The organism is Streptomyces sp. NPDC088157 (genome assembly GCF_044741545.1).
Classification (GTDB): domain Bacteria; phylum Actinomycetota; class Actinomycetes; order Streptomycetales; family Streptomycetaceae; genus Streptomyces.
The window spans coordinates 167929-181245 of record NZ_JBIUSU010000001.1 but is presented as its reverse complement, the minus strand read 5'-3'; the positions used below and the strand labels follow the sequence as shown (position 1 = coordinate 181245).

Annotated in this window: 9 protein-coding genes and 1 pseudogene; 8 read left to right on the top strand and 2 right to left on the bottom strand. The window is 67.0% G+C overall.

All coding sequences use genetic code 11. From position 1 onward, the window contains the following. Window positions 1-83: 83 nt before the first annotated feature. Window positions 84-965, top strand: a pseudogene (locus ACIPFH_RS00755) (DUF817 domain-containing protein); the annotation flags it as partial. Between the two features lie 48 nt (window positions 966-1013). Here the strand turns inward: ACIPFH_RS00755 and ACIPFH_RS00750 are convergent. Then, window positions 1014-1829, bottom strand: a complete 816-nt coding sequence (locus ACIPFH_RS00750; RefSeq protein ID WP_401821728.1) for a class E sortase — start codon at window positions 1827-1829, stop codon at window positions 1014-1016. A 235-nt stretch (window positions 1830-2064) separates the two neighbouring features. On the opposite strand from ACIPFH_RS00750, the gene ACIPFH_RS00745 reads away from it, so the two are divergent. Continuing rightward, entirely contained in the window at window positions 2065-3540 is a 1476-nt protein-coding gene (locus ACIPFH_RS00745) for a beta-1,6-galactanase (RefSeq protein WP_401821726.1), read from the top strand. A 204-nt stretch (window positions 3541-3744) separates the two neighbouring features. Here the strand turns inward: ACIPFH_RS00745 and ACIPFH_RS00740 are convergent, their stop codons facing one another. Further along, on the bottom strand, window positions 3745-4842 hold the full coding sequence (locus ACIPFH_RS00740) for a medium chain dehydrogenase/reductase family protein (protein WP_401821724.1): 1098 nt from the start codon (window positions 4840-4842) through the stop codon (window positions 3745-3747). 216 nt (window positions 4843-5058) lie between these two features. Between ACIPFH_RS00740 and ACIPFH_RS00735 the strand changes: the two genes are divergently transcribed. The 6 genes from ACIPFH_RS00735 (at window position 5059) to ACIPFH_RS00710 (ending at window position 13252) form a co-directional block, all read left to right on the top strand. Beyond that, window positions 5059-5760 (top strand): TetR/AcrR family transcriptional regulator, encoded by a 702-nt coding sequence (locus tag ACIPFH_RS00735; RefSeq protein WP_401821721.1) that lies wholly within the window; start codon window positions 5059-5061, stop codon window positions 5758-5760. A 69-nt stretch (window positions 5761-5829) separates the two neighbouring features. Further along, window positions 5830-6855: a hypothetical protein gene (locus ACIPFH_RS00730; RefSeq protein ID WP_401821719.1), complete on the top strand. Its 1026-nt coding sequence runs from the start codon at window positions 5830-5832 to the stop codon at window positions 6853-6855. Window positions 6856-7107: 252 nt separating this feature from the next. Next, on the top strand, window positions 7108-7548 hold the full coding sequence (locus ACIPFH_RS00725; RefSeq protein ID WP_401823676.1) for a very short patch repair endonuclease: 441 nt from the start codon (window positions 7108-7110) through the stop codon (window positions 7546-7548). Window positions 7549-7695: 147 nt separating this feature from the next. Next, the gene (locus ACIPFH_RS00720; protein WP_401821717.1) at window positions 7696-10248 is read left to right on the top strand and encodes a Z1 domain-containing protein; all 2553 of its coding nucleotides are present in this window, start codon (window positions 7696-7698) and stop codon (window positions 10246-10248) included. Further along, the gene (locus ACIPFH_RS00715) at window positions 10245-11267 is read left to right on the top strand and encodes a PD-(D/E)XK motif protein (protein WP_401821715.1); all 1023 of its coding nucleotides are present in this window, start codon (window positions 10245-10247) and stop codon (window positions 11265-11267) included. Before ACIPFH_RS00720 ends, ACIPFH_RS00715 begins: the two co-directional genes overlap by 4 nt. Continuing rightward, a complete protein-coding gene (locus ACIPFH_RS00710; protein ID WP_401821713.1) occupies window positions 11264-13252 on the top strand; it encodes a hypothetical protein in 1989 nt (662 codons plus the stop codon). The genes ACIPFH_RS00715 and ACIPFH_RS00710 overlap by 4 nt, the downstream gene beginning before the upstream one ends. Window positions 13253-13317: the final 65 nt, after the last annotated feature.

Genomic DNA, 13317 nt, shown 5'->3' with positions numbered 1-13317 from the left:
GAGGGCGCACGGCCGGCCTCCCGTACGGCACGGCGGAGACCGCGACGCTGCTCGCAACCGCCGCCCCCGCCGAAGCGCTCTACATGACCATGCGCGAGACGACCACCCACGGGACGACGACCGACGCGACGACCACTCACGGCATGACCGCTCACGGGACGACCACTCACGGGACGACCGCTCACGGCTTGGCCTCTCACGGGAGGACTGGCGCGACGACCGCGGGCGCGACGACCGCGCGCAGGATCAAGGACTGTGCAGGAACGTTCATCCGGCAGCTGACCCGCTTTGCCTGGCTCCAGGCGCGCTGCTGCGCATTCGCGGTCGCGCTGCTCGGCGGCATGGCGGTCTCCACCCTGCTCCCGCCCCTGCCGGTGGCCCGCTACGACCTGCTGCTCGCCTACGGTGTGCTGCTCACCGGCGTCGGGTTCCTGCTCGGCTGGGAGACCCGGCGGGAGGTCGCGGTCGTGGCCGCCTGTCATGTCCTGGGCTTCGCCTTCGAGGTGGTCAAGGTGCGGGTGGGGTCGTGGAGTTACCCCGAGGCGGGACTGTCCAAGGTCGCCGGGGTGCCGCTGTACGGAGGCTTCATGTACGCGGCCGTCGGCAGCTACGTCTGCAGGGCCTGGCGACTGCTCGACCTGGCCCTCACCGGCTACCGCGCCCGCTCCACCGCCGCCTTGGCCGTCGGCCTGTACGTCAATTTCCTGAGCCATCACTGGCTGCCGGACCTGCGCCTGCCCCTCGGCGCGCTGCTGCTGGCCGCGACCGCGGGGACCTGGGTGCACTTCACGATCGTCGAACGCCGGCACCGGATGCCCCTCGCGTTGGCCTTCGCGTTGATCGGCTTCTTCCTCTGGCTGGCGGAGAACATCGCCACGTACCTCGGGGCCTGGAGATACCCGTACCAGCTCCACGGCTGGGAACCGGTCTCCGTGTCCAAGTGGGCCTCCTGGGCCCTGCTGATCAGCGTCACCTTCGTCATCTGCGGGACCGGGCGGCGGCGCGGCGACGCCCTATCCCCGGGGCAGCGTCGCGACCAGCCTGCCCCACACGACCAGCCGGTACCGGGAGGTGTACTCGGGCGTGCAGGTGGTGAGGGTGAGGTAGCGGCCGACGGTGTCGTACCCGTAGGCGGGCTCGGCGAGGGAATGGGGCACGGACCGGATGACGCCCGAGTCACGGGGTGAGGTCTGCGGAAGGATCTTGTCGACGACGTAGGTGTAGGTCGCGTTCCGGGTCTCCACCTCCACCTTGTCGCCCTTCTTGAGGTGGTTGAGGTACCGGAAGGGCTCGCCGTGGGTGTTGCGGTGCCCGGCCACCGCGAAGTTGCCTTCCCGGCCCGGCTGTTGAGTGCCGGCGTAGTGGCCGACGTACCCCTTGTTGAGCACGTTCTGCTTGCTGGTGCCCTCGGCGACGGGGACGCGGAGGTCGAGCCGGGGGATGCGGAGAACGGCGTAGGCCTGGGAGGAGCGCGGCGCGCCGGACGGCGTCCCGGTGCCGCCGCCCGATCGTGCGGATTCGCCATCGGATCCGGATCCGGATCCGGGGCCGGCGCTCGAACCGGAGCCGGAGCCGCCCCCGTCGGCGGGGCCGCCCGCGGCGTCCCCTGTGTCGCCGTCGGCACTCCCGCTCCCCCACTCCCGTTCCAGCGCCTCCACCCGCCGCTCGGCGCCGCCCTTGGCCTCCCGGTTGGTCCACCACAGCTGATGCACGACGAGGAGCAGCACCAACACCCCCGCCGTGACGAGGACTTCGGCACCACTCCAGAGCACCCGCCGGTACTGGGCGCGCCGCCGCCGGGTGCTGTGCTGAACGAGGGGAATCCGCACGCGGGCACGATAGGCGGACGGGGTCGAGGTCTCCAGACCGTTCGCCCCCTCGAACCCTCCCCCGCCCTTCCTCCACAGGTTTGAGAAAGGGCTGTCAGAACTCTCGACAACACCACGGGCCGCACCCGATGCTTCGTGACGCACTGGCGCACCGCAGGCACCAGTGCACTGACGCACCCGACGACGCCGGTTGGGACGACCGGCGGTCGTTCGCTGTCATCGAAGCGGAGAAGTCATGATCCGACGCAGGACACTGCTGGCGGCCACGGGCGGCGCGCTCTTCACAAGCGCCCTCGCGACGGGCACCGCCCACGCCGACGCGACGATTTCCGTCAACCCGTCGACGACGTACGGTACTTGGGAAGGCTGGGGCACCTCCCTCGCCTGGTGGGCGAACGTCTTCGGCGCCCGCGACGACTTCGCCGACATCTTCTTCACGACCAAGTCGGTGTCCTACGACGGCAAGACCCTCCCCGGCCTCGGCCTCAACATCGCCCGCTACAACCTGGGCGCGTGCAGCTGGAACGCTGTCAACGGCTCCAGCATGGTGGCCTCCGCCAACATCCCCGCGTTCAAGCAGATCGAGGGCTACTGGCAGGACTGGAACAACGAGGACCCCACCTCCTCGGCCTGGGACTGGACAGCGGACGCGGCCCAGCGCGCGATGCTGCAGAAGGCGACCTCGCGCGGCGCCACGACGGAGTTGTTCGCCAACTCCCCCATGTGGTGGATGTGCTCGAACCACAACCCCTCCGGGGCCTCGGGCGGCGGCAACAACCTCCAGACCTGGAACTACCGCCAGCACGCCTCCCACCTGGCGGCGGTCGCGCTGTACGCGAAGTCGAACTGGGGCGTGAACTTCGCGACGGTCGACCCCTTCAACGAGCCGTCGTCGTCGTGGTGGACGGCGACCGGCACGCAGGAGGGCTGCCACATGGACGCGACCGTCCAGTCGGCCGTACTTCCCTATATGCGCAGCGAGTTGGACAAGCGGGGCCTGACGGCGACGAAGATCTCGGCGTCGGACGAGACGAGCTACGACCTCGCCCGCACCACGTGGAACTCCTTCTCGTCGACGACGAAGGGGTACGTCAACAGGGTCAACGTCCACGGCTACCAGGGCTCGGGCGGCCGCCGCGACCTGCTCTACACGGACGTGGTGACGACGGCCGGCAAGGCGCTGTGGAACTCGGAGACGGGCGACAACGACGGCACCGGCCTGACGATGGCGAGCAACCTGCTCTACGACTTCCGCTGGCTGCACCCGACGGCGTGGGTCTACTGGCAGGTCATGGACCCGTCGGCGAACTGGGCGATGATCCGGTACGACGCGAGCACGCTGGCGGCCGGCGCGGTCACCACGAAGTACTACGTGATGGCCCAGTTCAGCCGTCATATCCGCCCCGGCATGACGATCCTCGACACGGGCGTGAGCTACGCGGCGGCGGCGATCGACAAGTCGGCGAAGCGCCTGGTGATCGTGGCCGCGAACACCTCGTCCTCGGCCCAGACCCTGACCTTCGACCTCTCCCGCTTCACGACGGTGACGGGTGGCTCGTCGGGCCTGGTCCCCCGTTGGAACACGGTGACGAACGGCTCCGGCGACCTCTACACGGCTCGCTCGGACACCTACCTGAGCGGCAAGACGATCAGCGTGCCGTTCGCAGCGGGCGCGGTACAGACGCTTCAGGTGGACGGGGTGACGATCTAGAGGCCACGTTGTCGGGCCTGGCGGGTCTGCCGGGTCCGCCGGGTCCGCCGGGTCTGTTGACTCAGGTGGGTGTGCTGGGCCTGCGGGGCCATCGCCAGGTACCGCTGCGGAAGCTGTCGGCCGGTGTCCGCGGGACTCGGCAGGGTTCCGGCAGCTCGGCAGGTCGCGGCACGTCTCAGCAGGTCACAGCAACGTCTCGGCAGGTCAGGGGACGAGGATGATTTTGCCGACGGCGGTGCGGCCGGAGGACTCCGCCAGCTCCATCGCCTCGGCGACCTCGGCCAGCGGAAAGCGGGCGGCGATCTTCGCGGTGAGCCGGCCCTCGCGCAGGAGGCCGAACACCTGCGTGAGGTCGGTGCGCATCCGGGCGCGGAACGCCTCGCGCTTGGCCGAGTCCGGCTTGCCGGCCCCCGCCCAGACGTCGTAGAAGCTCGCGTGCCTGTGCGTGGGCAGATAGTTCCAGAAGGCCAGCTTGGCCAGCAGCGGCAGGAAGTCGAGCAGCACGGGCCTGGTGTCGTCGAGCGCCGCCGCGATGCTGTACGAGACCAGCGTGCCGGTGCGGTTGAGCAGTCGGTACGAGAGAGTGACGCTCGCCCCGCCGAGGTGGTCGAACACGGCGTCCACGCCCTCGGGGGCCAGTGCGCGGACGCGGGCGCCGAGGTCGGGGTCCCGGTAGTCGATCGGCTCAACCCCCAGCGCACGGAGCGCTTCGTGGTGACGCGGGTGGGCCGTGCCGATCACCCGGGCGCCCTCATGCCGGGCGAGCTGGGCCAGGATGCTGCCGACGCCGCCGCTGACGCCCGTCACGAGGACGGTGTGCCCGGCCCGTACCTTCGCGCTGCGGTGCAGCATCTGATACGCGGTCAGCCCGTTGACGACCAGTGTCTCCGCCTCGTCGGCGCCGATCCCGTCGGGCACGTCCACAAGGTCGGCGGCGGTCAGCAGGGCGGCGGTCGTCCAGCCGCCGGTCTTGGTCAGCGCGGCCACCCGCCGGCCGAGCAGGGCACGGTCCACTCCGGGGCCGACGGCCTCGACGACGCCGACCAGGTCGTAGCCGGGCACGAACGGGAACGGGGGCTGGCCGTAGTAGCGGCCCCGGCGCATGGCGCTCTCGGCGAAGGACACGGCGGTCGACTCGACCCGCACCAGGGCCTGCCCGGCGGCGGGCGCGGGCAGTTCGCGTCGGCTCAGCCGCAGCCCGGACGGCGCGACCTTGCCCGGCAGCACCACCTCGGTAGCGGTCACGGTGCCTTTGTCCGTGGCCTCGTCGGTGGCCTCGTCGGTGGCGCGTGTCTCGGGCATGGCCTGCTCCCCTGAAATTGCTGCGACTGCCAGTCGCTTTGTTAATGGTCGTAACTATGAACTCGTTCATCGCAATGCGTCAACAGGTAACCTGAGTGGTCCGGGTACGGCGCGACTCCCAAGTCGATGGGGCGGCGGGGCGAAGGGGCGGCGGGTTACAGCCCGTAGCGGAATGGCACCCCCGTCAACGTTCACATGGCCCGTTACGATGCGACGGTGACTAACGAAACGCGGACGGTGAGCAGGCGCGAGCGGCTACGGGCCCAGACGCTCCAGGAGATCGAGGACACGTCGTTCGCGATCATCGACGCGGACGGCGTCCAGGCGCTGTCGATCGCGGCGCTGGCCCGGAGCATGGCGATGTCCGCGCCGGCGGTCTACCGCTACTTCCCCTCGCGGGACGCGCTGGTGGCACACCTGGTGACCCTGTCGTACGAGCAGCTCGCGGCGGCGATGAGCGAGGCCGTGGAGGGCAGCAGGAAGGCGCCGCGCTCGCGGGTGCGGCTGGTGGTCACCGCGTATCGCGACTGGGCGCTGCGGTACCGGCGGCGCTACGGAATGCTGTTCGGCGAGCGGGCCGGCGATCTGCCCAGCGAGCTCACCACGCGGACTCCGCTGGATCAGGCGATGGCGCTGCTCGTGGACCTGCTGTCGGCCGTCCAGGACCCGGCGCCGGCCGACAGCACCAGCGGCGACCGCACGCTGGACGGGCAACTGCGGCAGTGGGCCCGCTCGCAGGAGCGGCCGGACACCTCGCCGGGCGTGGCCCGCGCCGCCATCCTGATGTGGACGCGGGTCCACGGGATCGTGAGCCTCGAACTCACCGGCGTCTTCGACAACCAGACGGTCGAGGCGCAGCGCCTGATCGACCTGGAGATCGACAACGCCGTCCAGTCCCTGGACATCTCGACGAGCTGATCCGCAATCCGCGCCCCCTGGCCTGCAGATATCTCTCTTTCGTCAGCGGGCGGCGCTACGGTGTCAACCATGCGCCCCGACACGCCTGCCGAGAACGTCGACCACACCGCCGAAGCGGCACGCCTGGAGCGGACCGCCGGCCTGTATCCCGAGGACGCGGAAGCCCTGCTGCTGCAGGCCGCGGCCCACCTGGAACTGGCCGGCGACCGCCCCGCCGCGACGACCCTGTATGACCGCCTCCTGTCCTCCTCGGAGGGTCCGGAGAACCTGGAGAGCCCCCACCTGATCCGCGCCCTCAAGGCCTCCAACCTGTGGGAGTACGGCCACGAGGCCGAGGCCAGAGCCATCATCGACGGCATCCGGGCCGCTGCCCCCCGAGACCCGGCCCCCTGGGTGATCGTCGCGGAGTCCCTGGAGTCCCACGACGAGCTGGAGGCGGCGCAGAAGACGTTCACGGAGGGGGTGACCCTGCTCCTGGCGGACACGACGGAGACCCCGCACGCCTCCCATCCCCTCCTCTTCGGCCGCCACCGCGTACGCCGCATGCTGGGCGCACCCCACGACGACTGGGACGTCCTCGCCGACACCCTCCACTCGTCCCCCGTCCCCCTGGACGAGCTCCACGACCCGAAGCGCGTCTGGTCCCTGGGCTCGGACAACCCGGCGGAACTGCAGGCGGAGATCTCCCGACTCCGGGCGGAACTCGGCACATACCGGGAGCAACTGTCACGCCCGTTCCCGGTCGCGGTCCTGCACTGGCCGGCGACCGAACTGGCGGAACTGGTCGCCGCGTACCCCTCCCTGGAGACGGAGTACCCCTCCCACGAGGAGCACTTGGCGGGCATAGAGGCATCGCTGCGCGAACTGTCCGCCTCGGGCACACCGAACCTGGGCATCGTGACGGGCACGGTCCCGTCGTACGAGGCCTTCGCAGCCTCAGAGGGCACATCCCCGGGAGACACGGACCTCCTCCCGCAGTACGCGACGACACTGGCGGCCCGAGGCCGAGCCGCGGGGTGGCCCCCGGAGCGGGGGACGGCGTGCTGGTGCGGGTCGGGAGCGGCTTATGGGGGGTGCCACGGGGCGGGGGTGTAGCAAGCGAGGCGGGGGGACGCCTCACGAGGAGTCGGTTGGTCCGGCCGCATCGGGTCAGGCACCGTGCACGGTGAGGCCCCGCCACGGGAGTGGAGCGTGATGTCCTGCAACCCCGCGCGACGCCACACCAACGGTCCCACCGTTCCAGCATCAGGTGAAGCTGCTGCCAGAGCCTGCCCAACGCCTCAACCACGCCGGCAGAATGATTGGGTGTCTGATGCCGTCCCTTCCTCCCCTTCTGTCTCCGCCCGCATGAGCCGTCAGAGCTCTCGCGACACTGCCCCAGAGGTCGCTGTCCGGCGCCTGCTGCACGGCTCGGGCTTGCGATACCGAGTCAATGTGCCCGTCCCGGGCATGCCCCGCCGAACGATCGACATCGTTTTCAGCAAGGCCAAGATCGCGGTTTTCCTGGACGGCTGCTTCTGGCACGGTTGCCCCGAACACGCAACGCATCCAAAGGCGAACGCGGCGTGGTGGCGCGCAAAGCTCGACAAGAACATGGCTCGCGATCTTGAAACCACCCAGCACCTCACCGCCGAGGGGTGGACGGTGCTGCGATTCTGGGAGCACGAGTCGGCTGCAGACGTCGCCGCTCGCGTCACCGCCTCATTGGCATCCCAGCGAACACCCCCAGCCCGGCCCCGCTCGACTGCCGCACTCACCGAGAGTGGCAAGCCCGACAACCAGTCGTGACTCTGATTCACTTATCAACAACCACCCCGACCAATAATGTGTAGGGGTTGTGCAAGCGGGGTGTCGACCCGCGCCTCCCAGCGTCCGCCGCGGTGGCGGAGCTCTGCGGTCGGTCGGCTTGACGAATGAGAGTGGGGGCGGTCGAGTGTGACCGACGAATTCGATGGCATGTACGAGACGTTCAAGGCACTCCTGGACGCCTTCCCCCCGGCGGAGGCCGTGAAGCGACTGGAGCTGATGGGCGTCCCCTCGGAGGTCATCCAGCAGATCCGCGATCGCCACGAGCGGCAGACGATACGCATCAAGGAACTCGAGGAACCACACGCCGTGGTCCTGGGCAACCGCGACACCTGGTATACCGGTCCGCAGCCCAGGGACAAGTGTTGGCCCGCGATCGAGAGCCTGCTGCTCAAGGACGGCTGGTCCAAGGACACCACCATCCGGAGCCTGGACGATTCCTCCACTCGAGTCGTCTCGCTGTTGAACCACCCGAAGGAGAAGGCGTTCTCTACGCGGGGTCTCGTGGTCGGCTATGTCCAGTCGGGCAAGACGACGAACTTCACGTCAGTCATGGCCAAGGCCGCCGATCGCGGTTACAAGCTGTTCATTGTCCTCGCAGGCATTCACAACGGTCTTCGCCGTCAAACCCAGGCCCGTTTGGTTCAACAGCTCGTAGAACCCAACCCCTCGATGTGGTCCCAACTTACCGGCCTCGACAAGGACTTCACCCCTACCGAGAACCCGGCCTCGTACTTCGGGAAGAGCAACAAGACGCACGTGCTCTGCGTGGTCAAGAAGAACGCGACTGTACTGCGCAAGCTCGCCGTGTGGCTGGACAAGGCGGCGGACTACCTCAAGGACTGTCCAGCGTTGATCATCGACGACGAGGCAGACCAAGCCACCGTTGCAACGAAGTCCATCAACCCTCTGATTCTGAGCATGATGCAAAGTCTGCCGCGCTCCGCGTACGTGGGATATACGGCATCACCGTTCGCCAACCTGCTGATCGATCCGAGCGCGGAAGATCTATATCCGCGAGACTTCGTCGTCAACCTCCCTAAACCACAAGGTCACTTCGGGACTGAGGTGCTCTTCGGGCGGTATGCACTCGACGGCGAGGATTCGGACCAAATCGACGACGGCCACGACATGATCCGGTCTGTGCCGGAGGACGACGTACCGTGCGTGCGACCGAAGACGAAGGCTGACGCCGAGGGCTTCGAACCCGTCATCACCGACACACTGCGCAGAGCTGTCGAATACTTCTGGCTCGTGACAGCCGCCCGTCGTGTTCGCCGTACCGGTAATCCGCACAGCACAATGCTGATCCACACAAGCGTCAACACCTCTGTCCACAACAGCTTCGAGCAGCCCCTGAAGCACTTGCTGAACCGAGCAGCGCACACCCTCACCGATACGGCCTTCGTCTCCCGATTGCGTGATCTCTGGGACGAGGAGACGAAACGCGTCGCTGCCGAGCACTTCGGTGAAACGAAGGTGCCGTTCGACGACTTGCTGGGCGAACTGCCAGCAGTTCTCAGCAGTTGCCGCATCGTCATGGACAACTCCAGTAGCGAAGCTCGTCTCGACTACGAGAACGGTCCCGTCGTGGCGATAGCTGTGGGAGGCAACACTCTCTCTCGCGGGCTCACCCTCGAAGGCCTATCGGTCAGCTACTTCGTGCGTGCCGTCTCGGCGTACGACACTCTGCTGCAGATGGGTCGTTGGTTCGGCTTCCGGAACGGCTATGCCGACTTGCCACGCATCTGGATGACCGACGAACTGGCCGAGTGGTTCCGGCACCTTGCCACGGTCGAGACCGAGATGCGTCGAGACATCGACATCTACATAACCGAGTCCGAGACGCCCCTCACCTTCGCCGTCCGCCTGCGCACCCACCCTGCTCTTCGCGTCACCGCAGCCGCAAAAATGCGGGACGCCGTCACGGCTGCCTCCTCGTACGGGGGCAAGCGGGTCCAGACCCACTACTTCCACACCAACGCCGAATGGTTGCGTGGAAACCTCAAGGCGTCGCGTGAGCTGGTCACAGCGGCACTTTCCAGCGCTGTCAGGGTGGAGAATCGCTCGGCAGAGGGCCGCTACATCTTCCGGGACGTGCCGCACGACGTCGTGATCGACTTCCTGGCATCCTACGATTTCCATGAGAAGTCCCCGGAGAACGATGCGGACCTGATCAGCGGTTACATTCAGAAGCGAGTTGCGACAGCCGGCTCACTGCGACGATGGAATGTTGCGATCGTCGGCAGCACCGCAGGAGAGTCCTTCACCTTCGTACCTGGTGTCTCCGTGGGGCGCAATCTACGTAGTCGCGTTGCCGTGACCAACCCCGCTCCCGACTTCGCTGACATCAAGACACTCATGAGCCGCCGCGATGCCGCCGTGGATCTGGCAGGAGACACGGGGAAGCTCACCGAGAAGGGCATCATCGACGAACGTCGTGTCCAGCTCCCGGACACCGGGCTGCTGGTTCTGTATCCGATTGACAAGACGTCCGAGCCCGGCCCGGGAAAGAAGCTGCGTGCGCCTCTGAACGCGGAGGAAGACGTGATCGGCGTCGGCCTCGTCTTTCCGGAACCGCAGCACGGGGACAGCACTGTGGAGAAATACATCTCGGCAGACCTGTCGGGTGTGCAGTTGGAGGACGAGGACCTCAGCCTCCTCGAAGGTGAAGACGCATGAGCGACAACGGCTTCCGTGACGTTGTCGAGGACCACTGGGTCGCGCTCGAAGCGGCGCCGACCAGCGGCGAGCGTCACCTCCGCGTTTCACAGCTTCCGGTGGTGACCGAACAAGGCTCCTTGGTGGCAGCGGTGGATCACGACGGATTTCGCCACGTGCTCGTGCCTGTGCACTCGCATCTGAAGATTCGTTCCAGCATCGAAGGCCCTGTCCTCCACTTGCGTAAACGCCCCTTGGAGGATGAAGAGACCTACCAGATGTACGCGGACCTCGCTTGCCTGCGCACCGACCTGAATGACCTCTTCACAGAGCTCTGCGCAGACATTCTGGATGCGACTGAAGAACTGCCGAACAACTCGGTCAAGGCGCTCTATCGGGTACTCGACCGCTGGAAGGCTCTGTTCCAACCGCAAGGAGCTGCGCTGGGCCCCGAACAACTCGCGGGCCTTTTCGGGGAACTGCTGGTGCTCAACCGGCTCCTGCAGTTGGACTCCAGCGCGCATCGCCTCTGGCACGGACCAAAAGGTCACCACCACGACTTCACCACGGGAATCATAGCTGTCGAGGTGAAGACGAGTACCAAAGGAGGTCGAAGGCCGCGGGTGCATGGGCTCGACCAACTCGATGCCCCGGAAGGTGGGGCCCTCTCTCTGGTCTGGTTCCGGCTGCGTCGCTCCATCGGCGGCAGTTCGGGTGTCGGCTTCCTTGAGTTGCTCGAACAGACGCTTCGATCCTGTGATGACGAAAGCGTCCTTCTCGATCTTCTCGCCCAGGTCGGTTACCGATCCGTCGATGCCGAGCGGTACAGGGATGTGCGCTTCGTAATCGACGAGGAGCGCTGGTACGAAGTCACCGCAGAATTCCCTTCGTTGACCAGCAGGAAACTCGTCGCCGCAGGCGTGCCGATTTCCGTTTGCGATGTCGAGTACACCATCGACCTGTCCAGTGAGGTTCCGGTACCCATGCTGCCCGACACGGTGGCCCGGACGATCGACCGCATGATTCAGGAGTCCGCGTGACGGAACCCCGCTGGTTCTCCCAGCCCTACCCGCCGGAAGGTGCAAGTGCCGCCGAGGGCATTCGCAATCAGCTCGGCCGGCCCGAGCTGGATCTGCTCACCATCCTGGTGCGGGAGTCGGCCCAGAACAGTTGGGATGCCCGGATCGAACGGTCCTCGGCACCCGTGGACTATCGCATCGACATGTGGACCGTCGGGCCGGCCCACGCCGGTGCATGGCGTGAGCTCCTGGTGGCGGGAGCCCCGAACAGCGCCGAGCACTTTCCGCTTCGCGAGACGCTCAAGCGGGGCCCAGTCCGTGTTCTGTCAGTGTCCGATCGTGGCACCCGAGGGTTGGGCGGCCCAACACGAGCGGACAACGCGGTGGGTCCTGACCGCGACTTCGTCTCCTTCGTCCGCAACATCGGCGAACCACGCGACACGGCCCTCGGCGGCGGAACTTACGGTTTCGGCAAAGGAATTTTCTACCTGCTGTCCAAGCCCGGGACCGTCATCATCCATTCCCGCTGCCGAACCGCTGGGGGCGGACACGAAACGCGGCTTATCGGCTGCACCCTTTGGAAGAGCTACGTTGCAACGGATTCCGACGGGGATCGTCGCTACACCGGTAGACACTGGTGGGGCGACACTTCTGGTGAAGTGGTTGAGCCACTGGTGGGTGCGCAGGCGGAGGCCACGGCTCAACGCCTCGGCCTCAAAGCGTTCGGGCCGGAGGAGACCGGAACGACGGTCGTTGTCGTGGATCCGAATCTGGACGGCCTCGAGCCCCCAGGGGCGGCCGATTATCTGAGTGAAACCATCGCCTGGCACCTGTGGCCCAAAATGGTTTCCATCGCGGGAAGATCACCTGCCATGCGATTCTCCGTGTCCTATGACGGAGTGCAGCATCCGGTACCGGATCCGCGCACCACAAGTCCTCTCAGCATGTTCGTCGCGGCGTACGAGGCGATGGTCGGCCCGACCGGTAGCGACTTGGTATGCCATAAGCCCAAGAAGCACCTCGGACGACTCGGTCTCGTGAAACGCATCATGCCCTCGTTGGAGCCAACACGTGCGTCCCTCATGCTGAACATCGAGGACTTGATCCATCACGTCTGCCTGATGCGCCCCGCGGAACTGGTCGTCACGTATCACGCAGGGCCCAAGCCCCCGAGCACAAATCAAGGTTATGCCGGGGTGTTCAGGGCCGACGAGGCTATGGACGAGGTTTACGCCAAGGCCGAGCCACCGACCCATGACGCCTGGAACCGGCATTCCCTCGACAGGCCCGAAAGCACCTACGTGCATACGACGTTCCGACGCATCAGTGAAAGCCTGGAACAGTTGCTCTCCTTGAGCGGCACCGCACGCCCCGGCGCCAGCAACGTCGCCCTCGGAGCGGCCAGTTCGCTCTTTTCGGGGTTGGTCGGAGGAGCCTGGGGGATCGGCGGGGCCACCGCCTATTCGAAACCCGGCAGCACCGCTCCGAGTTCTTCCAGGTCTACCGACAACGAGGAGACCGCAACGCGTCAGGCCGACGGCGGTCGACGTGCTACCACGCAGTCCACCGGCCGGACCGACATCGGCGGCGCAGACCCCGCCGAGGTCTTCGGCGACGACGGGCCGGCCACAGTGGCCTCGGGCGGTGGCACGCTCGAGGCTCCACGTCGTCGTCCCCGAGTGCAGTACGTCGGTGACCCCTACTACGACGACCGCGGGGACACCTCCGTGCTGGTTCAGGAGTTCCGACTGCCCGTGGCCGGGCCTCAGCGGGTACACATCGATCTCGCTGTCACCCTGCCTGGCACTGGTGGACGAGAGACCGATCCGCCCATCGGGGCGAGCATGCCCGTACTGATCGGTTGGGAGGACGCCACAGGACAGCTGCACACCTCCGATCCGCAAGTGGTCGAAGGTGGCGACTCCGTCTGGCGTGCCGTCGTACAGCCGGCTCCGGACACCATGACCGAGATCGGCGTCAAGGTCGAAGCGGTGAGGACGCCGTGACTCGACGCGTACTGCCCTACCGGGCCCCGACGGAGGACGTCGTAGCACCGGGCTCCTGGCGCCTG

Bases quoted from the DNA above. Each gene is read 5' to 3' on its own strand.
- ACIPFH_RS00745 (WP_401821726.1), top strand. From the start codon at position 2,065: ATGATCCGACGCAGGACACTGCTGGCGGCCACGGGCGGCGCGCTCTTC.
- ACIPFH_RS00740 (WP_401821724.1), bottom strand. From the start codon at position 4,842: ATGCCCGAGACACGCGCCACCGACGAGGCCACCGACGAGGCCACGGAC.
- ACIPFH_RS00730 (WP_401821719.1), top strand. From the start codon at position 5,830: ATGCGCCCCGACACGCCTGCCGAGAACGTCGACCACACCGCCGAAGCG.
- ACIPFH_RS00725 (WP_401823676.1), top strand. From the start codon at position 7,108: ATGAGCCGTCAGAGCTCTCGCGACACTGCCCCAGAGGTCGCTGTCCGG.
- ACIPFH_RS00715 (WP_401821715.1), top strand. From the start codon at position 10,245: ATGAGCGACAACGGCTTCCGTGACGTTGTCGAGGACCACTGGGTCGCG.